The sequence below is a fragment of the Thalassoglobus polymorphus genome (assembly GCF_007744255.1).
In the GTDB taxonomy this organism is placed as follows: domain Bacteria; phylum Planctomycetota; class Planctomycetia; order Planctomycetales; family Planctomycetaceae; genus Thalassoglobus; species Thalassoglobus polymorphus.
The window spans coordinates 4,155,651-4,179,613 of sequence record NZ_CP036267.1 but is presented as its reverse complement, the minus strand read 5'-3'; the positions used below and the strand labels follow the sequence as shown (position 1 = coordinate 4,179,613).

General features: G+C 52.6%; 17 protein-coding genes and 1 pseudogene. 15 read left to right on the top strand and 3 right to left on the bottom strand.

The window, feature by feature from the left end:
- The first annotated feature begins 27 nt into the window (after nucleotides 1-27).
- The 12 genes from Mal48_RS14905 (at nucleotide 28) to Mal48_RS14855 (ending at nucleotide 15,054) form a co-directional block, all read left to right on the top strand.
- Entirely contained in the window at nucleotides 28-2,013 is a 1,986-nt protein-coding gene (locus Mal48_RS14905; protein WP_145201074.1) for an acyl-CoA dehydrogenase family protein, read from the top strand.
- Between the two features lie 608 nt (nucleotides 2,014-2,621).
- Nucleotides 2,622-3,047 carry a hypothetical protein gene (locus Mal48_RS14900; protein ID WP_145201071.1) on the top strand — a complete coding sequence of 142 codons (426 nt, stop codon included), beginning with the start codon at nucleotides 2,622-2,624 and terminating at the stop codon, nucleotides 3,045-3,047.
- Nucleotides 3,048-3,132: 85 nt separating this feature from the next.
- Complete coding sequence (locus tag Mal48_RS14895; protein ID WP_145201068.1) at nucleotides 3,133-3,957, top strand: DUF5131 family protein; 825 nt, start codon at nucleotides 3,133-3,135, stop codon at nucleotides 3,955-3,957.
- 109 nt (nucleotides 3,958-4,066) lie between these two features.
- A complete protein-coding gene (locus Mal48_RS14890; RefSeq protein ID WP_145201065.1) occupies nucleotides 4,067-5,437 on the top strand; it encodes a GIY-YIG nuclease family protein in 1,371 nt (456 codons plus the stop codon).
- On the top strand, nucleotides 5,421-6,065 hold the full coding sequence (locus tag Mal48_RS14885) for a hypothetical protein (RefSeq protein WP_145201062.1): 645 nt from the start codon (nucleotides 5,421-5,423) through the stop codon (nucleotides 6,063-6,065). Before Mal48_RS14890 ends, Mal48_RS14885 begins: the two co-directional genes overlap by 17 nt.
- Nucleotides 6,066-6,258: 193 nt before the next feature.
- Nucleotides 6,259-6,459 (top strand): hypothetical protein, encoded by a 201-nt coding sequence (locus tag Mal48_RS23600; RefSeq protein WP_231739611.1) that lies wholly within the window; start codon nucleotides 6,259-6,261, stop codon nucleotides 6,457-6,459.
- Nucleotides 6,447-8,015, top strand: coding sequence for a TolC family protein (locus tag Mal48_RS14880; protein WP_231739608.1), 1,569 nt, complete (start codon nucleotides 6,447-6,449; stop codon nucleotides 8,013-8,015). Before Mal48_RS23600 ends, Mal48_RS14880 begins: the two co-directional genes overlap by 13 nt.
- A 199-nt stretch (nucleotides 8,016-8,214) precedes the next feature.
- Nucleotides 8,215-8,577: a hypothetical protein gene (locus tag Mal48_RS14875; protein ID WP_145201056.1), complete on the top strand. Its 363-nt coding sequence runs from the start codon at nucleotides 8,215-8,217 to the stop codon at nucleotides 8,575-8,577.
- Nucleotides 8,578-8,779: 202 nt separating this feature from the next.
- Complete coding sequence (locus Mal48_RS14870) at nucleotides 8,780-10,189, top strand: efflux RND transporter periplasmic adaptor subunit (protein WP_145201053.1); 1,410 nt, start codon at nucleotides 8,780-8,782, stop codon at nucleotides 10,187-10,189.
- Between the two features lie 10 nt (nucleotides 10,190-10,199).
- Nucleotides 10,200-13,652, top strand: coding sequence for an efflux RND transporter permease subunit (locus tag Mal48_RS14865; RefSeq protein WP_145201050.1), 3,453 nt, complete (start codon nucleotides 10,200-10,202; stop codon nucleotides 13,650-13,652).
- 106 nt (nucleotides 13,653-13,758) lie between these two features.
- Nucleotides 13,759-14,676, top strand: a complete 918-nt coding sequence (locus Mal48_RS23310) for a hypothetical protein (RefSeq protein ID WP_197441727.1) — start codon at nucleotides 13,759-13,761, stop codon at nucleotides 14,674-14,676.
- Nucleotides 14,677-14,718: 42 nt separating this feature from the next.
- Nucleotides 14,719-15,054 (top strand): hypothetical protein, encoded by a 336-nt coding sequence (locus Mal48_RS14855; protein ID WP_145201047.1) that lies wholly within the window; start codon nucleotides 14,719-14,721, stop codon nucleotides 15,052-15,054.
- Nucleotides 15,055-15,418: 364 nt separating this feature from the next.
- On the opposite strand, the gene Mal48_RS14850 is transcribed toward Mal48_RS14855, so the two are convergent.
- Together Mal48_RS14850 and Mal48_RS14845 are read right to left on the bottom strand one after the other, a co-directional pair.
- Nucleotides 15,419-16,492: an integrase core domain-containing protein gene (locus tag Mal48_RS14850; RefSeq protein ID WP_145201044.1), complete on the bottom strand. Its 1,074-nt coding sequence runs from the start codon at nucleotides 16,490-16,492 to the stop codon at nucleotides 15,419-15,421.
- Nucleotides 16,493-16,620: 128 nt separating this feature from the next.
- Complete coding sequence (locus Mal48_RS14845; protein ID WP_145201040.1) at nucleotides 16,621-17,244, bottom strand: hypothetical protein; 624 nt, start codon at nucleotides 17,242-17,244, stop codon at nucleotides 16,621-16,623.
- Here Mal48_RS14845 and Mal48_RS14840 point away from each other — a divergent pair.
- The 3 genes and pseudogenes from Mal48_RS14840 to Mal48_RS14830 all read left to right on the top strand — a co-directional run.
- Nucleotides 17,201-17,416 (top strand): annotated as a pseudogene (locus tag Mal48_RS14840) (slipin family protein); the annotation flags it as partial. The gene Mal48_RS14845 and the pseudogene Mal48_RS14840 sit on opposite strands and share 44 nt — an antisense overlap.
- A gap of 279 nt (nucleotides 17,417-17,695) precedes the next feature.
- Nucleotides 17,696-19,297, top strand: a complete 1,602-nt coding sequence (locus tag Mal48_RS14835; RefSeq protein WP_145201037.1) for a DNA cytosine methyltransferase — start codon at nucleotides 17,696-17,698, stop codon at nucleotides 19,295-19,297.
- Nucleotides 19,298-19,379: 82 nt separating this feature from the next.
- A complete protein-coding gene (locus Mal48_RS14830; RefSeq protein WP_145201034.1) occupies nucleotides 19,380-21,377 on the top strand; it encodes a DUF2075 domain-containing protein in 1,998 nt (665 codons plus the stop codon).
- A 106-nt stretch (nucleotides 21,378-21,483) separates the two neighbouring features.
- Here the strand turns inward: Mal48_RS14830 and Mal48_RS14825 are convergent, their stop codons facing one another.
- A complete protein-coding gene (locus Mal48_RS14825; RefSeq protein ID WP_197441726.1) occupies nucleotides 21,484-23,943 on the bottom strand; it encodes a Z1 domain-containing protein in 2,460 nt (819 codons plus the stop codon).
- Nucleotides 23,944-23,963 lie beyond the last annotated feature (20 nt).

Genomic DNA, 23,963 nt, shown 5'->3' with positions numbered 1-23,963 from the left:
ATAAGCGAGCCTAAGTAGGAACTCAAAATGAATATAACGACTTCTGCGACGCGGCATTCTTATTTACTGATTTTCCTTGTGTCAATGTGCTGCAATCCATGGCAATCTGCTGTCAGGGCTGATACCCCCGCTGCACAGACTGGCTCGAACCAGGTGCTTTCATCTCCGACGTATGCGATTCGTGCGATTCAAGATGCGCACTCGAACAACACTCCTGTGGTCGTTCGACAAGGAGAACTTGACGCGCTGATCAACACCGATGGCGGTGGGGCGTGTCCTATCTCGGCGGCTTTGATCGCCATGCAGACGCTTCGGTCGATGACTGGCCAGCCGCTGCATCCAAAACCTCATCAATACGCACTCCAACTGTTCCAGACTCATCCCGAACTAAAGGAAGGCCGAATTACCAACGACCGATTCGTCAATCTGTTTGATTGGATGGCTGACCAAATCCCTGGATATAAAGTCCAAGTGGATTTCGTGTCTGCACGAAACAGTATCCACGCAAACACCGGACCGTACTGGTCCGACAGTGAAGGGCCTGATCTTACAATCAAGGGCGGAGAGCTAACGATTCTTGCATACACCGTCACAACGAATGGTGGGAATGTGCTCGGCCGGCACTTCGTGCTGTTGAAGGATCTTGGCGATACTCAGATTCGCGTTTTGAATCCGGGCAAACCGATGAAGGATTACCAGTTCACGGTCGAGAAACGCGATTCACCCGCGATCAAGTACAAACGAGTGTACTTTGAGAGTCCTGGGCAGATGTCCTCAAACCCTCTCGTTCTGGAACTCAATACCGTTTTCAAGGTACGGCTATTCCCGTCGGAAATGGTGCCGCCGTCAACCCCATCGTTGACCGTGAACCAGGTAAAGACAGCGATCGACGAGCTTGCTGAACAACTTCGTTCGGAAGGAAAGTTGACGTCGCCACGCGAGTGGCGTCGACGAGGTGCCACCTTTGGTCTTCCGGGGCTGGACTTGCCAGCATCTGTTGGGGGAAGTGGCTGGAGCGCTGAGCAGATGCTGGAGATATTCCGCCACGCCGGACGTTACAACTTGAATCTGCGAGATGTGGTGGGTGGTGCTCACGGTCGGCCAGCAGTGAAGATGGATTCGCCAGTTGCTGAAGTCGCGCTCAAACAACTGGTTGCTGGAAATGCTTACTTTGCGGTCGCGATTACCGAGGAGAATGCCGGGACAGATACCAAAAGCATGCAAAGTCGAGCTGTAAAAGACGGCGACGGTTTTCGTTTGACCGGCTCAAAGCTATGGAACGCCCGTCTGCGACAGGCAACTCACGTTGTTCTCTACACCTCATCAGCGGATGGTTCCTCCAACGATCGGACAGCATTTCTTCTTCCGATTGATCATCCTGGATTGGAGATTGTCGATCGGTACGCACATGGACTGACGGGTAACTCTTTTGGCGGGTTGAAGTTCGACAACATGTATGTTGGTCCCGAGCATTTGATTGGAGACGACGGTTCCGGAGGAGAACTCTTCGAGGAACATTTCCTCTATTGGAGATTGATGCAAGCGGCGGCGGCTATTGGATGTGGTGAACGGGCACTGGAGATCATGGCTGAGCGAATCCGGCAGCGGCATGTCTTCGGTGGTCCGATCGGACGCTTTACGCACCTTCAGCAACCGATCGGCAAAAACCTGACCAGACTACGAATGGCATTGGCACTAGCTCGGGAGGCTGCTCGCTTCTACGACCGGGGCGACTTTGACGCTGCGGAACCTCTCGTCAATGGCATCAAGGCCGAAGGAGTTGAGATTGCATTAGAGGCTTGTGATGAAGCCATGCGCGCGCATGGGGCATTGGGTTATAGCCGTGATGTAGATCTTGGAGACCGGGTCCGTGACCTCATGGGGTTGAGAATTGCAGATGGAACAACAGATGTGATGCGCATGACAGTCGTTCGAGAGAAGTACGGCTTCGACCTCTGGGAAATGTCCGTTCGTAGCTTCTCGGGCGGTAAAACCAATGCAAGAGGTGAATAGCCATTTCGCGGTTCCGAATTGCTGCAAGGCAGGCCGTACTTGGCATGAGTGAGCTTCGCGAGCGTATTGAACTTTGCGATCTGGCGGTTGAACATACCCTGACATCCTAGCTAGCTTGCCCAAAATCTGGTTTTGCCCGCTCACACAGAGTAGATCAGGCCTGGGGGACGCCCCACAGAAGGCAGCTTGGTGGTGCGCGATTATTTTCAGCGTGATCTCAAATATCTTCGTAGATTCTATTGATCGCTCTCACTGTCCATGGTATTCCTAAATACGCCAGCAAAATTTGCTCCGGCCTGCGGCTAAAACACTTGCCGCGTTTGCGACGCCGAACTGATTGTGTTCGGGACTGCATTACCCGTGTCGCGACTCAAGAAGTTCGCCGACTTTCTGCCAGGGAATGCCACCACTCGCCTTCATGGCGTCAGGCTTTTGCCTCTACTTTCACGAGACGATCTCCATCGTCAATGCCGTGTCGTTCTCACGAAACGCTCAAACTCCCCGAGCAGCTGAGTAAAGACGCACGCCAGCGATTGAGTATGAAGCTGTCTCCAACACCGAACCCGGTGCTACCAAATCTCGATTGAAAAAATATTTGGAGACAACAAATGACGACCGTGAACACGCAGACCAGTCAAGTCCAGCCCACCATTTTGGCCATGAATCCGATCACACACCACGTCTACCAGTGGGTCTGTAACGGAGGCTACGTCGACATCGATGAGCTCATTGTCAAAGCATCCAATCCCGAGTATTTCAACAATTTCATTGACGAAGAAGACGATCTGGCCAGCCGACTACGCAACGTGATTGAAAACGTATCCGAGGATTGGATGTTTCAGTGGCTGGAAGAAGCAGGCATTGATGCCACACCAGATTGCAAACCGATTTACGCGCATGAATACCTTCCAGTCACGGATGAACTCGACCTCCACGATCTTTTCGTGCCCATGGCCTTTGCGATGTGGAACGACTACCTCAACTACCGTGTCCTGACCAAGGCAATCCTGATTCACCAAGGGCTCTGGGAGTAAAAATTTGATTCTTGAAGTAAGCGGTACTGCGATGACAACACAAACGTGATGTTGTGTGACGACCACCCCTGACCAAGAGGGTCTCATGACCGGCCTCTCGCCTAAGACGCCGGTCATCTACCAGTTTCTCTACGCGAGTCCCAACTCGCGTTTCACCCAAAAGAGAAAGACCCTCACAATGCAGAACTCCAAAATCGGCTGGACTCACCACACCTGGAACCCGTGGATGGGTTGTCAGAAAGTCTCGCCCGCGTGCCAACACTGTTACATCTCCCGATGGTTGAAGTTGCGTGGGCATGCCCCATTCAACGGGCCGATACGAACCAAGGAAGGTACGTGGCGAAACCCGTTCACCTGGAACCGGAAGGCGCTCAAGAGTGGCACACCCTCCCGAGTCTTCACCTGTTCCTTGTCTGACTTCTTTCACGCCGATGCAGATGCGTGGCGACTGGAAGCGTGGGAGATCATCAAGGAATGCGAGCACCTCGACTGGTTGATCCTCACGAAACGTCCCGAGTTGATCCAGGATCGTCTTCCGGCTGATTGGGGCAAGGGTTACCAGAACGTCTGGCTCGGAGTGACCGTCGAGAATCAGGACTACGTGCAACGCATCGACCTGCTGACGAAGATTCCAGCGGCAGTACGGTTCGTTTCGGCCGAGCCGCTTCTCGGCCCAATCAAATTTGGCCGTCGTCTTCGCAAGATCGACTGGGTGATCACGGGCTGCGAAAAAGCGGCCAAGTCCAAACGTCGCGAGATGCAAACGGACTGGGTCCGCAGTATCCGCGATCAATGCGACGCCACTGACACAGCGTTGTTTCACAAGCAGTATTACTCCGGCACCAAGATCGTCCTCGATGGAGTGATCGACGGCGAGGTTCGTCAAGAGTGGCCTCGCACGGCTGCGTAGAGCAGCCACCATTTTGTCCCCTATCAAGTCTGGCTCACCAAGAGGGAGTGCCTACCTTTTCACGACCGGCCGATTCAAGACGATTCGGTCGGTCGATAAGGGGAGCCCTATGCACTCCATTCCCAAATCTCCAGGAGTCTATGTCCTGGTCTTTTACTTGCCTCGGAAAACCGCCATCACCTTCGATCGAAAGGGAGCACAGCACAAGTTTCTACCGGGTTGGTATTTGTATGTCGGCAGTGCTTGCGGTCCAGGTGGACTCGACCGTCGTCTGGCCCGCCACAAACGCCAACATGCTGACGGCAAGCGGATGCACTGGAACGTCGATTATTTTCGCGAGCATGCTCTGCTCTGCGAAATCTGGTATTCCGAAAATGCGGACTCGAACGTGGAACATCAGTGGGCCAAGGCTTTGATTGAACTGCCCACCGCATCGGTTCCCGTGGCGAAGTTCGGAGCCAATGACTGCCGGGAAAAATGCCCGTCCCACTTCTTTCACGCTCCTGATCGTCCATCAACGGCAGTCTTTCGCAAGGCACTCGCAACTCGGATTTGTTCTACCGAAGTCTTTGTGGAATTCATCAAAGAACCACGACGAACGAAGAAGGTGGCATCTGGACTCCAACGCGAATGCTTTGACGGGAGACGCTTTCTCGAAGTCCGTCGCCGAGTCGCTGCGGAGAGCAAATCTCCACTCTGCGAATGGTTCAGCCTTGCAATGCATTGCCCGGCGCGGCAACTCGCTGAACAGATTGCAACGCAAACGAAGACCACATTCCCGAAACTCAAGCGGGCGATTCAGTTCGCAAACGCTGTCGAAACACTGATCGAAAACTGCGGCCATTCAGTTATGCCTGCACTTTTTGATCCAGTCCGACCTCAGTCGCGTGGGGCAATCTTGTTCCTCAGCCGAACCTCGGATGTGCGTCAACGTCACCGCATCAATGGTGTCATCGAGGGGCGGTTCCGATCCATTGCCCCACAACCCGACGATATGGTTTTCGATACGGTGAAATTTGGTGAGGTACTCAGTCGCCTCGCAAGGGCACGTGGCAGCCTTGAGAAACTTCAACACCGAGTCGATGTGACTTGCGATCGTCGGCTCCTCGCTGAGTCGAAGTGTTTGAGTCGGCTTTCTCGTCTGGCTGCCACTCGTCTCAAAAACTGCGTGAATGATCGAGTTGACGTTTCGTCGGCAGTTCCTGGGCATCTCGGCAAAGAAGCAGTTATCTCGATTCTGAAGTCAAGCAATGTCCAAGGCCGAACGATCGGGATGGCTCGTTTAGCACTACGGTTGATTGTCAAGAACCTGTGGGACTTCGAGGAGATGACGCATCGAGGTCTTCTTCCAACAGACAACGAACTGCAAGCCGTCGAATGTGAAGTGGAGCGAATCCAGCGAGCCGCGCGGAACATCGAGCAAAAAGCGGAGATCCAAAACGATTTATTACGGAAGGAGAGTCATGTCACAGCAGCTTGAAGCACAAGCCTGGCACGTTGCCGGTCACGCATACGCAGCGATTGGTTTTCAGTTTCCTGTTTTCCGACTGTCGCTCGATGAGTTCCCAGATTCAATCTTCGAGGAAGCCAGGGGAAAACAATGGATTGACGAACGGACGATCGTTGAGCCGCGTGAAGTCCGTTTGCCGCCTGGAACCAGCGAGCACACACGAATGATGGACAACCTGACTGCGGTTGCACTCTGTGGTCCTGCCTCAGAACTGCAATTTCGGGGCGAACCTTGCTCGATCGCACGAGTGCAACAGTTTCCGTTCGACTGGCAACTTGCCACCGAATCCCACAGCTACGTTTGGTCAGACGGCGATTTTGGACAACATATGCTTGAAAGACAGATCGCACGGGCGGCCGTGTACGTCAGTCATGCCAATACCGTCGAGATGATTCAGGCTTTCGCATTGTATTTGCTTGAACATGGTTCGATGTCCGGCGAGGAATCGCAGTCCTTGTGGGATGAAGTCAAATCGCGGCAGGAAGCTCGTGCAAACCGTCCGATCAATCGCCGCTTGTTTGATTTGTATAGCGACGAGACTCACGAGGAATGGGTTGATACGTCGGTCGATCCTGATGAGGACTGCGATATGGAGTAGATGAGCCGATGCTCTCGTTTGTACGGTCGGAACGCGGGTATCAGCTTTGACGGCTGATCACAACGCAACTGATGTCAAGCTGGATGCTACATAGATGTCAGGGGGCATCGCGTAGAACTCGAACTCGGTTCAGGTGGGGTCACTTTATGCGTTCAAACTGTGACGGTTGTAAGGATTCAGTGACCGATGCGTTATGGATAACGCGGAATACGCGTTCTTCCTGACTTTTGCCGGTTTTGAGCGTAGCGAAGAATCCGATACGGAAAGCGGGAGCCGTGCCGACAGTTCATTCACCAAGCCCACGGAAGGCCAGGGATGTCGGCATTACAGCATTGTTTCAAGTCGGTTGGCGAGTTGGTCACCACAACTCGAAGGGCAGCGTTGCGTCGTATAGCACTCGGCACGAATGTTCACTCTTTCCGTACGTCGCTGAGCAAAGCACGAGGTCCGTTCTACTCCCTCGGCGTATCGTTGCTGATTCTCGCGACTGGTTGCTCAACGGCCCGTCAAGCAGTGACGAACGACAGTGCAGCGAGGCCGATTTCGGACACCCACGATTCCCAAATTCTAGCCAACATCGGTGATGCGGTTGATTCTCATCGAAGTGTTGTTCAAACCGTTGGACACCAAATCGACACAGCCGATTCGACTAACGAGCCGTCTGTCGATGGCATTCAACTTGCGGCTCCAATGGAGTTGGCACCGATCCCCACTCCATCGAAGGTCGAGGCCGACAACGGACTGACGTTGGCGGCGATCGAGCAGTTAGCTCTTGCCAACAATCCCGCCATTCAACAAGCCGCAGCAGCAGCGGCACGAGCGCAGGGCATTCGGATTCAAGTCGGCCTCAAACCGAATCCTATCGTTGGATACAACGGCGCACAGTTAGCAGACGCCGGAACAGATCAGCATTCATTCTTTGTCGAGCAAACATTTGTTCGAGGTGACAAGCTGGCGTGGAACCAACAAGTGATTGGCCACGACGTCAACGCCATGAACTGGCTGGTCGAAACTCAAAGGCAACGGCTTCGCACGGATATTCGCCTGGCGTTCTACGAAGCGCTCGCTGCTCAGCAACGGCTTGAACTCTCCCGTGAGTTTCGAGACGTCGCACTCAAAGGCGTGACCGTCTCGGAAGATCGGGTGAAGGCCAGTGTCGGAGCGAAACCTGATGTGCTGCAATCGGAAATTCAGTTGAGCGAGATCGACTTGGCAATTCAGCAAGCGGAGTTTGATTACTCTGCGGCCTGGAATGAGTTGGCTGCGTTAGCCGGTATCCCAGATATGGCTCAATCTGAACTCGTCGGAGAACTCAATTCGGTAGAACAGCTGCGTGAGACGGACACTGAATATGCACAGATCGTTGCAAGAAGTCCGCTTTTATCCGCAGCTCAGGCTCGTGTGGATCGGGCCAGGTCAAACCTTCAACGTCAACAGAACCAACCAATCTCCAATGTCACCGGCCAGCTTGGTGCCGGTCACGATAATGGAACAGGCCAGGGCTTCATCAACCTGCAACTCAGCATGCCTGTGCCTGTTCACAATAAAAACCAGGGAAACATTCAGGCAGCTCACTCTGAGTATTGTGAGGCGATCAGAAACGTGGAACGCATTCAGATGAGTATCCGGCGGGACTTGGCACGCGTGATGCGTGAATATCAAGTCGCGGACGCGACGGTCCAGCGTTACGAAAAGGTCATCCTTCCCAAGGCCAGAGAAGCGATGGATTTGATGCAGTCGGCGCGAGATTCGGGCGAGTTTGACTTCCTGCGAGTCCTAACCACTCGACGGGCGTTCTACGACGCCAACATCAAGTATGTCGTGGCGTTGGGGCAACTCGCCCAAGCGAACGCGAAACTGGATGGTTTACTGTTGAGCGGTGGGCTGACCGAAATTGAGACCTACGATGGTGACGACAGCCTTCGGGGACAGGCACTAAGTGGCCAATAGCAAAGCTGGTTGCCAGCGAAACCACAGTGTTTCGCCTTATCGTTCAAGGCCGTTCCCAAGCTGGAATTGACCACCCTGCAAATGGGAGGTATGATTCCGCGTCAAGATATTTCTTCTGCGGAGCGATTGCGCAAGTATGAATCGAGCTGTTTCTTCAATCCTGATCCTTCTACTGCTGGTGAGCCAGAGCGTTTTCGCTGTGCCTCATTCGCATGCTGGATCGTTGATTGGTGAGCCAGAAGGTCATTCGGATCGTCTACACTTCCATCTGCATGATGGCCATACGCATCATGGTCAGCATGACGACCACGATTCTTTGCCATCCACCAGTCAGCAGCATTCGGACCACGATTCGACGGCTGTCTACACTGGTGACGAACAGCTCTTTCGTGATGGCGAGATCGTTCGCATTACTGGTGTGGACTTTTGTGTCGCATGGCTCTGTGAAGACATTTCACAGGCGATCACTGTGCCAGGCTGTATTCCTTGGCAGCACCGACAGACAGTCGCTCCGCGCCCGCATTGCGCGCTCTATTTACAGTTTCTCTCGATTCGCTGCTAACGCTCGCATAGCCCCGTCTCCGTTCAATTCGTGAGGATGGCGGCTCCCTCTTTGTAGCGTTGCTCAGAGTTCTCTCGTCGCATGTCAATGAAGCGATGCGCAGTCTGAAACTCTGAGTCCCTGTATCGACAACGTCTGCGGCCTCTCATTTTCGGAGGCGCGACGATCACTCTTTTGTCAGCGATTTCGAGATCAAATTATCATGCGATACACAAGACTCCTGCGCCCACTGGGTGGCGCGGTAATCCTCGCTGCGATAGCAACCGCAGCTTGGTTTACCCGTGACTATTGGCAGCCAATGCTGGCATCGAATGCGCCAGAATCGCATGTGGAGGATGCTGCTCCACCTGTTGAAGAACCGAAAGTGCTGAAGCTGTCTGCTCAGGCACGTAAGAATCTCGAACTCGTCGCAAAACCAGCACGTCCGCAAACGTATTGGCGAACGATTCAGGTTCCTGGGGCGATTGTCGATCGTCCAGGGCAATCTGATCGTGGCGTGACATCCCCGGCGGTGGGCGTTGTTGCAGAAGTCCATGCGTTTCCAGGCGACACCGTCCGCCCCGGAGATCGACTGTTCACACTGCGTCTGTTTAGCGAATACCTGCAAAGCACCCAAAAGCAGCTATTCAGTTCGACCAAGGATGTCCAAATTGCTGAGGAGCAACTGGCTCGTCTCAGACCTTTGGCAGAGAAAGGAAGTATCTCCGGGAAGCAGGTCATTGACTTGGAGAATGAATTGCGACGGCAACAAGCTGTCATTCAGGCACATCGCCAAGACTTGCTCACACGCGGCTTGAATCCCGAGCAGATCGAACGAGTGGCCGGAGGAGAGTTTGTATCAACCGTTGACGTCGTGGCACCACCACGCGTCAAAGCAGAAGAGCAACTTGTCACCATTCAGCAAGCGGCGTTTGAACAAGCCGCTGATGAATCCGATGGTTTCGCGTTTGAGGTGCAGGAACTGAATGCCGAACTTGGCCAGCAAGTTCAGGCGGGGCAACTGCTCATTACTCTGGCCAATCACAGTTCACTTTACCTTGAAGGTCACGCGTTCAAACGTGAGGCCCCCTATCTGGAGAAGGCTGCTCAGAATTGCTGGAATATCTCCGTCGAGTTTGCAGAAGACGAGCCTGAGAACTGGCCAATCCTCAATCAGACATTCGAAATTCGCTATCTCTCGAACTCGATCGACGAGGCCAGCCGGACGTTCGATTTCTTTATCCCATTGACGAATCAATCGCGAGCTTACACGAAAAACGGTGAAACGTTTGTTGTCTGGAGATTTCGGCCAGGTCAGCGAGTTCGCCTGCACGTTCCCGTTGAGGAACTCACCAATGTGTTAGTGCTGCCCAGTGCGGCTGTCGTTCGAGAAGGGCCCGAAGCCTACGTGTTCCAGCAGAATGGTGATCTGTTCAACCGCATCGCGGTGCATGTGCTCCATGAAGATCGCAGGAACATCGTCATCGCCAACGATGGAAGTGTGACACGCGGTCTCTTTCTTGCGCAAGGGGCTGCGGCGTCACTCAATCGGGTGCTGAAAGCACAAGCGGCGAGCGGCGTGCGTGCCGACGTTCATGTTCATGCGGACGGTACCGTCCACGCCAGCCATTGAGGAAAGCACAATGCTCAACGCGATTATTCGATTTGCACTCCGATACCGAATGCTCGTGCTCGTGGTCAGCATGTTCATGCTGGTGTACGGCTCTTATCTTACCTCACAAATGCCGATTGATGTCTTTCCTGACCTCGACCGACCGCGAGTCATCATCATTACCGAGTGCCCAGGACTTGCTACGGAAGAAGTGGAAACTCTCGTCACTCAACCGATTGAAATTGCGCTTCTTGGTGCCAGCGGAGTTCAGGCGGTTCGGAGCCAATCCACGGCTGGCCTCAACGTCGTCTATATCGAGTTCGACTGGAACACCGATATTCGAGCCGCTCGGCAGACGGTCCAGGAACGCCTGACGACTTTGGGTAGCGTGTTGCCAGAAGGGATTCTGCCTCAGATGACGCCGCCTGCATCAATTATGGGGCAGATCGTCGTCGCGGGAATCTATCGACAACAGGGACCAAACGGCGGAGAACTTTATCCTGTCGGCAGGACCGGGCTGCTTGTCGAGTTGGTCGGCGGAGACGACCAAGCTCCAGAATTGAAGGTTTGGCAGCCGGTAGAGCGAAATCAGGTCAGTACCTGGAAGGAAGTGGATGTCGAAAGTGTCGATTGGATTGAGTCGACATCGGAGGACTCTCTCCAGCAGGCAGAGGACTCTCATGTCGCGATCATCACCATCGACGGCAAGCAGCACGAAGTTGACTTCCCTTCCGACGAATCGAGACGCCTGTCGCTACGAACGACGTCGGATTGGATTATTCGGCCACGCATACTGAAAGTGACTGGTGTTGCGGAAGCGTTCATTCTGGGAGGTGACAAGAAGCAGTACCAAGTCAGGATTGATCCGACGGCCCTGTTGGAATACGGCGTCACATTACAGGACGTTGAGCAGGCACTCAAAGAAAGTAACATCAACACAAGCGGCGGTTTCGCGGTCACCGGTGAAACGGAACGCCCCATTCGAGTCCTTGGACGGCTCGGGCCGGAACCCGATCGCGTGCTGCATGATCTGCGTCAGATTCCGGTGAAAGCCAACGAGAAGCGTGCAGTTCTGTTGGGACAAGTTGCCAGTGTGGTGGAGGGAGCGGAGTTCAAACGGGGTGATGGAAGTGTCAGCGGTCGCCCCGGCGTTGTTTTTACCATCGTCAAGCAGCCGCATGTTGATACTCGTGATTTGACTGAACGGCTGGAAACGGCATTCGCCGAAGCGGAAGAATCGCTGACGGCAGACATCGTGATCAATTCGGAGTTGTTTCAGCTTCGCAACTTTATCGACCGAGGCATTTTCAACGTCGGCGAAGCACTCATCCTGGGTGCGGGGCTGGTCATCATCATTCTGTTTCTGTTCCTTCTGAACTTCCGCACGACGTTCATCACGCTGACAGCCATTCCTCTTTCGTTGGTCATCACGACGTTGGTGTTTCGTGTGATTGGATGGCTGTCTGGTACGGAGCTATCCATCAACGTGATGACGCTGGGGGGCTTGGCCGTCGCAATGGGAGAGCTTGTCGATGATGCCATCGTCGACGTCGAGAACATCTTTCGACGGTTGAAAGAGAACAACGCACTCGAAACGCCTCGACCCGCGATCCAGGTCGTTTACGAAGCAAGCAAAGAAATCCGCAGTGCCATCGTCTTTGGGACGGCGGTTGTGATTCTTGTGTTCCTTCCGCTCTTTGCGCTCTCGGGGGTGGAAGGTCGCTTGTTCACGCCGCTCGGTGTGGCGTACATCATTTCAATTCTGGCTTCACTGTTCGTTTCGCTTACCGTCACGCCAGTGTTGTCGTATTACCTGCTTCCGCAATCGAAGGCGACACACGCTGAACAGGACGGCCTCCTCCTGCGATCCATGAAATGGATGGTCAGTTATCTGATCCGATTGAGTATGGCGTTTCCGGGGTTATTGCTCCTGTTGACCTGGATTGCTGTCGGCTTTTCGGGCTGGCAAATGGCTCATCTTGGTCGCAACTTTCTCCCCGAGTTTGACGAAGGCAGCGTGCAGATCAACGTCACCCTGCCACCTGGATCGTCGCTACTTGCGTCGAATGAAACGTCGGGCTTGATCGACAGGAAGCTCCGCGAAATGCAGAAGTCTGAGTCAAACCCGGACGGTGCGATCCTGCACTTCGTGCGGCGAACGGGGCGAGCGGAAATGGATGAACACGCTTCGCCAGTCAATGCTGGTGAATACATCCTCAGCATGAATCCCGAGGCCCAGCATGATCGTGACGAGATTATCAAGAAACTGCTGGACGATTTGGGAGAAGAAGTTCCCGGCGTTTCGATTGAAGTGGAACAACCGTTGGCCCACCTCATCAGCCACATGGTGTCCGGTGTTTACGCACAAATCGCGATCAAGATACACGGCGATGATCTCAACACCCTGCAACAGTTATCGGAGAAGGTCAAGACGACCATTCAGAACATAGACGGTATCACGCCTCCCGTGATCGAGCCGATCAAACACACGGAGGAACTTCACATTCAACTCCGTGCCGATGACCTGGCCTTTCACGGCATCACGCGCGCTTACGTTGCCAACATTGTGCAGACGGCGTTGCAGGGCGAAGTCGTCTCGCAGGTTCTGGAGGGGCAACGGCGTTTCGATCTACTGGTGCGGCTCGAAGAAGACTATCGGACGGACTATGCGAACCTGGGGCGTTTGAGAATTGATCTGCCAAACGATCGAGGCCAGATCGAACTTCGTGAATTGGCCGACATTGGCCCGGGAACAGGTCCAAACGCCGTCAATCGGGAAAACGCACGTCGTCGAATGGTCATTCGCTGCAACACGCAGGATCGCGACCTCGCCAGTGCCGTGAAGGAGATCACCGAGCGAGTCAACAGTCAGGTCGAGCTGCCGGTCGGTTACTTCATTGAATACGGAGGGCAGTTCGAGAGTCAACAGCGTGCCACAAGAACCATTGTCGTGTTGGCGGGAGTCTCCGTTGTGGGAATGTTCGTCGTCCTGATGCTGCTGTTTCCGTCCGTTCGCGTCGTCTTACAGATTCTCAATGCGTTGCCGACCGCCTTCATTGGCGGAGTTCTGGCGTTGGTGTTGACCCATCAATCGCTGACGGTCGCGAGCCTCGTCGGTTTCATTTCATTGGGTGGCATCGCCGTGAGAAACGGGATTCTGCTCGTCACACACTACTTCCACTTGATGAAGGAGGAAGGTGAAGACTTCAGTCGCGAGATGATCTTGCGGGGAAGCCTCGAACGACTCGCTCCTGTCTTGATGACCGCACTCACAGCCGGTTTCGGCTTGTTGCCGCTTGTTCTTGGAGGACAAGAGCCAGGGCGCGAGATTCTTTATCCAGTGGCCACCGTCATTCTCGGTGGGCTCATCACATCAACCTTCTGTGAGTTTCTAATCCATCCCGGAATCTTCTGGGCCTTCAGTGGCAAGGATGCGATGAGACTCACGCAACTCGAAGAATCAGGAGAACACATTGAGCCGTAATCCTTGTTCCGTCAGCTCGGCTGCCACCTCAACATCAAGATTGCAGTCGGCCAGCATTTGAACCACGAACCCTCAATTCCCCTCAGTTTTAGTAAAGGAACCAGAAATGAAGATTTCTCGCATCGGATACCTGTCAATGACGGCGCTGCTTACGGTGTCGCTCGTCACGGGTTGCAGCAAACCATCGGAAACTCCCTCATCCCAGCAATCGGGAACCGGCGCATCCGCTGAATCGGATCACGGTCACGACCACGGCCCCGGTGGGCACGATCATGGTGAGGGTGGACATGGTCATGGTGTCGGCCCGCATGGCGGAACAGTGGCCGACTGGGGCGGAGGCACGTATCACGTTGAGTTCACCGTCGATCACGACAAAAAGGAGGCGACGGTCTATGTGCTCGGAAGTGATGAGAAGACGCCAGTACCGATCACAACCGAGTCAGTTCTGTTGACGATCAAGAAACCGGAGTTGCAGACCGACCTGCTACCGGTCCCTCTGGATGGCGAACCCGAAGGAAAGTCTTCCCGCTTTGTTGGGACACACGATGGCCTTGCAACGGTGATGGAGTATGAGGGAACGATCAGCGCTGCCGTTGACGGCACTCCGTACGCAGGCAACTTCAAGGAAGAAGCTCATCGCAGCCACGGCCACTCTCACGGAGAAGATGATGCGTTGGTATGGGAGGGTGAACCCAAAGAACACGCCGGGCTGATCATCAAGCTCGGCCACCACGGCAAGCATCTCCATGCTGGAGAAGAAGTTGAGCCTGCTGTCTCAATTACCCGAGACGGCCAACCGGTGAATGATGCAAAAGTGTTCAATGCACTGCTCGGCGAAGATGGGAAAGAACTCGCCAAGGAAGTTGCGACTGTTTACGAACCAACCACCGATGAGGAGCCAGCGCACTACGCACAAGGCGGACTCAAGATTCCGGCAGGCGTATCCAAAGTCGTGATTCACTTTCGCATCGTGCCCGCTGACGGAGAAGCCGTCGAGTACGACGTACCGATCGTTGTGGAGTAACCCCTTTTTAGTAGCCCTGCATTTTTTGAGCTGGAGAGCCTTATGTGGTGGAGAGCGATCGTTGCCGGTCTAGTCGTGGCAGGCGTGTCGCAGCTTGCCGACCGTTACCCGCGACTTGGAGCTTTGCTGCTGACTCTGCCGATCGTGAGCATCGTGGCTTTCATCGCAGTGTGGCACAAAGAACAGGAATTGACCACGGTGTCCAAGCTGGCCCGCGAGACGCTGGTTCTGGTTCCTCTCGGACTCCCCTTTTTCATTCCCATCGCGTTCTCAGAACGTCTTGGAATAGGGTTCTGGACATCATTCATTGCTGGAGTTGCTCTCGCGTCGGCAACGATCGGCCTCTGGTTCTGGCTTGGTCCACAACCAACAAAATAGGTTTCCCAGCTCGAACGACAATTACGTTCGAGCGACCATCGGTCAGCGAGCGGCTGGCCGCGACAGTAACACGGCACGGTTCCCACTTTGCCCCTGTTCGCGGTCAGTCCGCTCCTTTCTTCCGTCGTGTGGCATCATATCCATTCGCCGCGACAGGTGGAATTTGGTGCTGTGGGACCGGGCGTCTACGGAATGATCAACGCAGCACTGAAGGCTTTGGCGGATTGGCGCCACGGTCACGGACGACGGCACAAGAGGTGGCTTCTTTCGAGAGGAGGAACCGATCCAATGGTAGCTCTCAACCACATTTCAAGAACATGGCCACACCAAAGGTACGGTCCGAAGCTGCCGAAAGAGGCAAACACTACGCCGCCTTCAGGTAATAGTGCTTCAGCAGTCCCCCGAGCCGCTCGTTGCAGTGGAGCTTGAGCTGCTGATTCTCTGAATCTTTTTCGGTTCGATCATCAGGCGGTTTGATCAACAGCTCGTTGTCTTTGGACTGATGAGGACGTTCCTCGTGATAGTGCTCAACCGCCTCGGCCACGATGTGATCCATGTGCTGTTCTCCGAAGACGATGAAGTGATCCAGCACCTCCTGTTGCAACGTCTGGATGTACCGCTCCACAAAGGCGTTTGTGTTCGGTGACCGGAATGCTGTCTGCTTCATTTCTGCGCCCGCCTGATCGAACAACGCATCGAATGAGGCAGTGAACTTCGTGTCCCTGTCGTGCATCAACAGCTTGATGTCGAGATCGCTCTCCTTTACGTGGTCCAGAAACGCAACAGCCTGTTGTTTCACCCACTCCTCGTTGGGATGGAACGTCGATGGCGTGATGTAAACTCGCCGAGATTCCACATGCAGGAACACGAGAATGTAGAGATCCCGAAAGCCTTTCAGTGTCAGGGCTTTCTTGGCGTAGAAGTCGCACTGCCAGAGCGTGGAAGCGTGCTGCTTCAGGAAATCGTCCCAGGTCCCCTCGCCTCGCTTCGGTCCCGGATCGAGACCGTTCTCTTTGAGGATGTTCTTGATAGTGTTGCGAGACGGCGGAGTGATCCCGAGTTTCTTCAGCTCACCCATAATCCGGGTGTACCCCCAGTCATTCTCACGAGCCATTTTCAGGACCAGTTCCCGAATCTCCTCTTTCGTCTTGGGGCGACCGCGTTTCGCCACCGACTTTTTCACGCCACCAGCCGCCTCTCGAATCCAGCGTCGGATCGTGCTCGGATGAGCAATCGTTGCCAGTTCATTCAGGGCCGAACCGAGCTTCGCTGCAAACTTCGCGAGACGGTTCTTTTCCTTCGGGGTCAATGTCACCCGTTTGGGTAGCTTGCCCCGCAGGATTTCGTTCTCAACCTTGAGGTAGCGGACCTGCCGAGCCAGTTCCTGCTGGGTGGCTCCGGCGATCAATAGCAGCAGAGACTGGTAAACATTCCGCATCGTGTTAGACTCGCAAAACAAAGTAAAACACAGGGAAATCTATTTTTTGCACCCCGGTGACGGCCTTTGGAAAGACCGAGTGGCTTATTGTGAGCCTGATTTGGCAAGCTGCCACCCAGTCGTATCAATCAGTCGAGCTGGATCGACCGGTGTTCACGCGGTTTCGGGGTCGCCAGTGCCGATTCCCCGAGAAGTTCCAGGAGAGCTGGCACGGCCTCAGACGGATCGCCCTGCATTTCCTCGATCAGCTTTCGAGTCAGGGCAACCAGTTCGGGACGACGGTCCGGCTCGTCCAGCATCGTGACGGGTCTCAGCCGCTTCAGGCTGAAGAATGTCAGCGGGAGTTCCTCCTCGCAGGTTTCCATCCAGCTGATGAACTCTGTTGGGAGCCGGTTCAGGAGCGTGAGGTAGTAGCTGACCATCACCTTCGAGATGCCGAAATTCTGAGCGACTTGGCGATAACCATAGACCTCGGGGCGAGACAGAAACGCCTCGTATTCGCGAGCCACCTTGATCACGTTTCGGACAGGGTTGTTCGCCGCCCGAATCTTCAGTCGGGAACGTCTGATGCGAGGTTTGGGCACTTCTGGCGGTCGAGTCCCCGGAACGTAGATGCGTCGGCGATCATCGTAAACCGTGTGATAGCTGCGGTTTTGAATCCTCAGAGTCCGACGCGGAAAGGAACTCCAAGGGTCTTGCACGGGGAGAGCCGAGGCCAACCTGATTTTCCGCCGCGAAGAAACGGCTGCCATGCGGTCACAGGCCAACACGGCCAAGCTGCTGGCAGACAACCCGGTCCTTATGCGGCTGCGGGAACTGGAAGTCCTAGAAAAGATCGCTGCAAGCGGTAAGCTCAACATCGTGCTGGGGGAAAAGAACCCAGGCGAGAAGGGTCTGGCCGACAAGGTGGTCAACCTGCTTTAGCCGTCATTGGCGGTGACAATCGACACCCCTGATTCGAACGATCGAATCAGGGGTGTTTTGTGCCTGAAGATCTCTTGTTTGTCGCTGAACTCTGAATCTTTTCGCCTGTGCCTTCCTGTTTCTGATGGGCAGCGTAACATAGGGGGAAAACTTGGCGTAATCGCTCAACAAATTGCGTGCAAAAGGCGTTACATGAATCAACCACGAACGATCATGTGGAGGTGCGAGAACCAGCTGATTAGCAAAGCGACGGAGTGGATTGTGAAATGGGATTGAAGAATGGAAGAAATCGAACAGATACCGGTTATTGATATTTTTGCCGGACCTGGCGGTCTGGGGGAAGGATTCAGTTCATTTAGAACACGCGATGGGTACCAGCCGTTCCGTATTTCGCTGTCTGTCGAAAAGGATCCCCGCGCACATGAAACGTTGAAACTGCGGAGCTTCTTCCGGCAGTTTCCTGTCGGAACAGCGCCTGAGGAGTATTACCAGGTTCTCCGAGGCGAACTTAAGCTCGAAGACCTGCCTGAACACCTGCAGAATAAACCTGATGTCTTGGCAGCATGGAAAACGGCGGAACGGGAAGCCGTCTGTGCAGAACTTGGGGCATCGGAGGAATCGCACAAGCTCATTGGCAGTGCGATTCGGAAGTCTGTGAAAAACAGGAAGCAACCGTGGGTTCTGATTGGCGGGCCTCCATGTCAGGCATATTCAATCGCTGGAAGGGCCCGTAACAAGGGGATTGCTGACTACCGCATTGAAGACGACCACAGATCTTCGCTCTATCAGGAATATCTCCGCATCATCGCGGAACACTGGCCATCTGTGTTCGTGATGGAGAACGTTAAAGGTCTTCTGTCTGCTACAGTGAATAATCAAAAGGTTTTCGAAAAGATCATTACTGACCTCGAATCACCGCTTGAGGCCTCTGGTAAGAAACGGCGTGTCAATCGCTCGCAACGATACCGAATTGTTCCGCTGATCAAACCTCGGAACTCGCTGGTCGAAGGCGCCTGGCATCCGGGCGACTTTCTCGTCGCAAGCGAGCAACATGGCATTCCTCAGATCCGTCACCGGGTGTTTCTAATTGGCATTCGTGAAGATCTTGGAGATGTGGAATTGCCGTTTCTCACTCCGTCTCCTGCACCATCTGTCGCAGAGATTATTGGTGGCCTCCCTCCCCTGCGAAGTGGCTTGTCTCGGAAGCGAGTCAGCTCGCGATATGTCAACCTGAAGGACAGCCCCGAGCTGTGGCGTCAGACGCAGATTGAGCAGACAGTCAGATCAACACCAGAGGATGAACGTCGCTGGCTGAAGTCGGTCTCGAATGGGACGATTCCAAGTATCCGTGATGAAATACTTTCGATCATCAGCAACCTCGATTCCTCTCCTGAAGATCGCGGTAGCGAGTTTGTTTCCTGGAAAACGGAATCAAGTCTTCCATCGACACTGAGAGACTGGTATCTGGATTCACGCTTGGGAGGAGTCTGCAATCATTCAACCCGCGGTCATATGGACACAGACCTGGCGCGTTATCTCTTCGCCACGTGTTATGCGAAAGTGAATGGGGTCTCACCAAAGCTTGCTCAGTTTCCCGCCGACCTGCAGCCCAATCACAAGAATGCTTCGAGTGGCGACTTTGATGATCGCTTTCGTGTCCAGATCGCCGGAAAGCCAGCGTCGACGATTACCTCTCATATATCGAAAGACGGCCATTACTTCATCCATCCCGATTCCGCACAGTGCCGGAGCCTGACGGTCCGAGAAGCTGCCCGGCTTCAGACATTTCCTGATAATTATTTCTTCTGCGGTCCCCGAACGTCACAATATTCCCAGGTGGGCAACGCAGTCCCGCCTCTGCTCGCAGAGCAGGTTTGCTAACTTACTTGCAATTGTTTGAAAATGTTACTGACATTCTTGCTGAGCATGAATGTCAGACTCGATGAAAGTGAAGGAGGGGCTAATGACTCGATATCCACTGACTAGGTATTTCTACGGCGATAACATCAGTGAGTTTCTTTCGAAAAGCGTAGAAGAGATCATTGGAACACTCTCACTGAAAAACACATTTGAGCTTGATGTCTCGCAACGTGATGCGTGGGTTCAAGAAATTTGTATATTGAAAGACGTATTAGTTTCGATTGCAGCTGAAGGGCGAATCTATTTGGAGTATTCCATTCCACGCCTCGGAAGAAGAATTGACGTCGTCTTGGTTATCGCAAATGTGGTGTTCGTACTCGAATTCAAAGTAGGGGAAACGGCCTTCAACTCCGCAGCAATCGACCAAGTTTGGGATTATGCACTTGATCTTAAAAATTTTCATGAGACGAGTCACGACCGTATTATCGCTCCAGTGCTTGTAGCAACTGCAGCTACAACTGGTGCAGATAAAAGGTTCGCTCGTCTCCATGATGACGTATACAATCCGATACTGTCGAACTCCAATAATCTGCTGCACGTGATTACATCAGTATTGGCAGAGACTTGTGGAGAAAACCGTTGCGTGGATGATTGGGAAAAAGGTCGCTACTCACCAACACCCACAATTATAGAGGCAGCTCAGGCGCTTTATAGTGGGCATTTGGTGGAAGAAATCACAAGAAATGATGCATCAGCGACTAATCTTACATTGACCACCAACGCCATCGAAAATGTGATCCATTCTGCGAAGCGTGAAAAGCAGAAGTATATCTGTTTTGTGACGGGAGTGCCTGGCGCTGGGAAAACTCTTGTTGGGCTAGATATCGCGACAAGCCATACGAATAAGGCCGAGGACCTTCACTCAGTATTCTTATCAGGCAATGGCCCTCTCGTTGCAGTACTGCGTGAAGCACTCGCGAGGGATAAAGTGCATCGTGAAAAGGAAATGGGGCGAAAAGCAAAAAAGAGTGAAGCTCTAAGCGAAGTTAAAATGTTCATTCAAAACGTACATCACTTCCGAGATGAATGTCTAGTTGATTCTGATCGCCCTCCGATAGAACACGTTGCAATTTTCGACGAAGCTCAACGAGCTTGGAATCTCGACCAGACCACTAAGTTCATGATGCAGAAGAAGAATTTCAAAGACTTTGTTCAGTCCGAGCCAGAGTTTTTAATATCTTGCCTTGATCGACATGAAGATTGGGCTGTCGTTATTTGCTTGGTTGGAGGCGGGCAAGAAATCAATACTGGCGAAGCTGGGATTCAAGAATGGATCAGCGCTGTGTCAAAATCGTTTCCAAATTGGAATTTGTTACTGTCGTCTCGATTAACTGACAAAGAATACGGGTCGGGTAGCGTTATTGACGAAGTAAAAAAACGAGGTCGTTCAGAATTCATCGACCAGCTTCACTTGAATGTTTCGATGCGTTCTTATCGTGCAGAGAAAGTTTCACTTTTGGTGAAAGAGCTACTCGATTGCGATTTAAGCAAGGCACAAAAAACATTACTTTCCATTAATGACAAATATCCCATTGTAATCACTCGGGACATCAATGTTGCGAAAGAATGGATTCGCGGAAAAGCAAGAGGCAGTGAACGCTACGGTGTCGTCGCTTCGTCTCAAGCACAAAGACTTAAACCTCACGCAATTGATGTGAGAATTCAGATTGATCCAATCCATTGGTTTTTGAATCCGAAAGAGGATGTCAGGTCATCGTTTTACCTCGAAGATGCAGCAACCGAATTTAAGGTTCAAGGACTTGAGCTAGATTGGACCTTGGTGACTTGGGATGCTGATTTTCGCAAGACAACAGATTATTGGGGACATTTCTCTTTTCGAGGGGACCGGTGGACTCATATTCGAAAAGATGAGAGGAAAACGTATTTGAAAAATGCGTATCGTGTTTTACTCACTCGGGCACGACAAGGGATGGTAATCTATGTCCCAAATGGTGACTCGAACGATCCTACACGGGACTCGACGTTTTATGACACAACATTCGATTACTTAAAGTCGATTGGTTTCAGTGTTATCGAATAGATATTCTGCCATGAAGCCCATGATTGGTTCTGTAAAATCACCACAATACTAAGGGCTGTTTAGTGATTGACACTTCATGAAATAATCCCAACACTGAGCCTGAGCCTCAAGCCACTCGCTTCTTCCAGTGATTCGCCGAGTTTTTCGAAATTTCCAGGCGTCCTGTCAGTTCTATGCCGTTCCTAATTCCTTCTGAGTAGTGGTTCTTGTATTGGTCGAATTTGTTATGGTCGGTCAAATCCTTCTCCTCAGCTTCCCATTTTAACTTCAGAGGCTTACTCATCTGGTTAAAAAGGACGACTCGAGTCGCAGCTAGGTTCATTTCCTCCATCTTTTTGAGATGTTTAATCAGGGCACCATTACCCAAATCATCTTCCGGCAAGTCCATTTCCGTGATGAATTCGATGACGTCCGAGTAGGAAACTTCAGGGAAACACACGGCACCAGTTTTCGTATCCGTCTTGTGTTCTACAGCCTCCATGAGCCTTGTGATGAAGCTGGTCGTAAATTCCAGGTTTCTTCGGTTGACCTCAGGATCAGGACGGAACCGAAATCGCCTCTGGACCTGTCCCCACAGATCCTGCGAACGGATTTCTGATTCAGCCCATCCGATCTTGTTTTTGGCCGTAATCAGCATGGCTCCAGGATGTTCCCTCACTTTCAGGCCAAATTCCCTGGGCCGAGCCTCCTTGCGTGCCATCAGCTCCAGTTCCTGATAGAGTTCACGGATCGCAGTGGAAATAAAGGAATACCATTCGATGGACTCCTCTGGAAGATAAACCCGGCAGAGGTCTTCGTAGTTCGGTCGGTAGCCAAACCAGCGACACATCTGCATCAGGGTATCGTACGCCTTCGAATTCCTTGCAAAATACGAAATACTCAAGCCTTCCAGCGTAAGCCCCCGTGATAATTTGTGACCGCCAATCACAATCGCACAGAGCCCAAACTCACTGTGCTTCGAGTAGTCAAGATTCCGGTCATCTTTTCGGCTGGACTGGTTGATCGCCCAGACTTTCACACGTTGAGCCGATGTTACAAGGCGGCTAAATATGTCTTCATATTCTTCTGCGACAGAAAACACTTTATGGAATGTATCCTCCATTTTTTTTAGAATATCGGACTTTCTGGCTTCAACGATCCCGAGACCAGCAAAAGACTCCAGAGCATTGAGCACATCACGGTGGTAGTTGGCCAGAAGTCTTTCCAACTGATTTTGGTGAACTTTGAGATGGGAAATATTTACCAGCATGGTATTGTGGGCATACTTCTCACCGCGAAGACTCCTGATGGCAATGACCAGAAGAAATGCGCGAACTGCTTCTTTCAGGCTTTCAGGAACTTCGCTTACCTCCGTGTCCTTTTTTAATCGATAAACAGGTTGGTGATCATAGATAGGAATCGTAGGCGAATTCTGGTCAGAATCGGATTCACCTTCTTCTTGTACCTCTGAAAGCCCTTGACCAAAAAAGTAATCCTGTCCCATATAGTTGTCGGGAACTGGAATTCGTATCATAAAATCAGAGGGGAAGATATCATCCTCGTCAGCATAGCTGGCGTCGTCCGGGTCGATGAAGATGTTTGCGAAAGGGGTCGCCGTATAACCAACATATGTGTTGCGGTGGAAAAGTGTTAGAAGTTTTCGAATGAATTCATTGGTTCGTGTAACTTCCTCCCGGTGATGCTTGGTGTTGATGGAGGCGTAGTCTGCTTCGTCGTCAATTAACAGCAATGGACCGTCTAGCTTCTTATCTTGACCAGGATCCAGGTAATGGAAATTACGGATCCAATCGTAAAGTCGTTCCATAACACCCGTATGCTTCTTGATCGTGAAGATGACCACTTTCGATCCGCTCAGTTTAAACCCAAAACGGTCCGCGAAATTTTTATTGAAATCACCAATTGTCGTCGTACCAGTATCGATTTCGTTGTCACGGATCAGACCGACCCCAATCCTCTCTGGCTGCACCGCCCGGGCCTCCGCAAGGTGTCTGGATTCTCGTCCCAAGACGCCTTCGTCAACCCTTTCCTGGGTCTGCCTGCGAAGGTCGTTGAGGTGGCCGCCCAACAGAATGATCGTCCTGTAACCAGAGTCGATTGCCTTATTGATAAGCCCCAGATAGTTTTGCGTTTTTCCGGACTGTACGTTGCCCATTACAAGACCTTTTCGGGACCACTTTCCTGGAGTCGTTGGATCTCCAGAGAAATCGAGGATGTTGTTGATCACTTCCTCATTGGCGTCAACGATCGTCATCGCGCGACCTTTTGACTCGAGCATCTCCCGATAGGCGTCCCAATGCGCAAAATCTATTTCCGACTTCTTGGCGTCAAACCAACGTGGCAGATCCTTATTGGGAAGCACAACAGCTTTTTCACCGACTTGAACGTTGAATGCTAGACCGACTTGGAACTCGAGTCGCTTGACGTCTTCCTCTGATATTTCAATATCAAGCTCTGAACTCAACTCATCGCAGATTTCAGATATCTTTTCCTTAATCAATCCACTGGTGATGGGTTTCCCCATCGTCTGGTGTACCCTCAGTTTTGAGCTGATAGTGGTTAAAAGCATGTTGAAGATTGAATTAGTCT

What these genes read in the sequence shown, in the direction of transcription:
- Mal48_RS14905 (WP_145201074.1), top strand. Translation starts at nt 28, where the DNA reads ATGAATATAACGACTTCTGCGACGCGGCATTCTTATTTACTGATTTTC.
- Mal48_RS14900 (WP_145201071.1), top strand. Translation starts at nt 2,622, where the DNA reads ATGACGACCGTGAACACGCAGACCAGTCAAGTCCAGCCCACCATTTTG.
- Mal48_RS14895 (WP_145201068.1), top strand. Translation starts at nt 3,133, where the DNA reads ATGACCGGCCTCTCGCCTAAGACGCCGGTCATCTACCAGTTTCTCTAC.
- Mal48_RS14890 (WP_145201065.1), top strand. Translation starts at nt 4,067, where the DNA reads ATGCACTCCATTCCCAAATCTCCAGGAGTCTATGTCCTGGTCTTTTAC.
- Mal48_RS14885 (WP_145201062.1), top strand. Translation starts at nt 5,421, where the DNA reads ATGTCACAGCAGCTTGAAGCACAAGCCTGGCACGTTGCCGGTCACGCA.
- Mal48_RS23600 (WP_231739611.1), top strand. Translation starts at nt 6,259, where the DNA reads ATGGATAACGCGGAATACGCGTTCTTCCTGACTTTTGCCGGTTTTGAG.
- Mal48_RS14870 (WP_145201053.1), top strand. Translation starts at nt 8,780, where the DNA reads ATGCGATACACAAGACTCCTGCGCCCACTGGGTGGCGCGGTAATCCTC.
- Mal48_RS14865 (WP_145201050.1), top strand. Translation starts at nt 10,200, where the DNA reads ATGCTCAACGCGATTATTCGATTTGCACTCCGATACCGAATGCTCGTG.
- Mal48_RS23310 (WP_197441727.1), top strand. Translation starts at nt 13,759, where the DNA reads ATGAAGATTTCTCGCATCGGATACCTGTCAATGACGGCGCTGCTTACG.
- Mal48_RS14855 (WP_145201047.1), top strand. Translation starts at nt 14,719, where the DNA reads ATGTGGTGGAGAGCGATCGTTGCCGGTCTAGTCGTGGCAGGCGTGTCG.
- Mal48_RS14850 (WP_145201044.1), bottom strand. Translation starts at nt 16,492, where the DNA reads ATGCGGAATGTTTACCAGTCTCTGCTGCTATTGATCGCCGGAGCCACC.
- Mal48_RS14845 (WP_145201040.1), bottom strand. Translation starts at nt 17,244, where the DNA reads ATGGCAGCCGTTTCTTCGCGGCGGAAAATCAGGTTGGCCTCGGCTCTC.
- Mal48_RS14835 (WP_145201037.1), top strand. Translation starts at nt 17,696, where the DNA reads ATGGAAGAAATCGAACAGATACCGGTTATTGATATTTTTGCCGGACCT.
- Mal48_RS14830 (WP_145201034.1), top strand. Translation starts at nt 19,380, where the DNA reads ATGACTCGATATCCACTGACTAGGTATTTCTACGGCGATAACATCAGT.
- Mal48_RS14825 (WP_197441726.1), bottom strand. Translation starts at nt 23,943, where the DNA reads ATGCTTTTAACCACTATCAGCTCAAAACTGAGGGTACACCAGACGATG.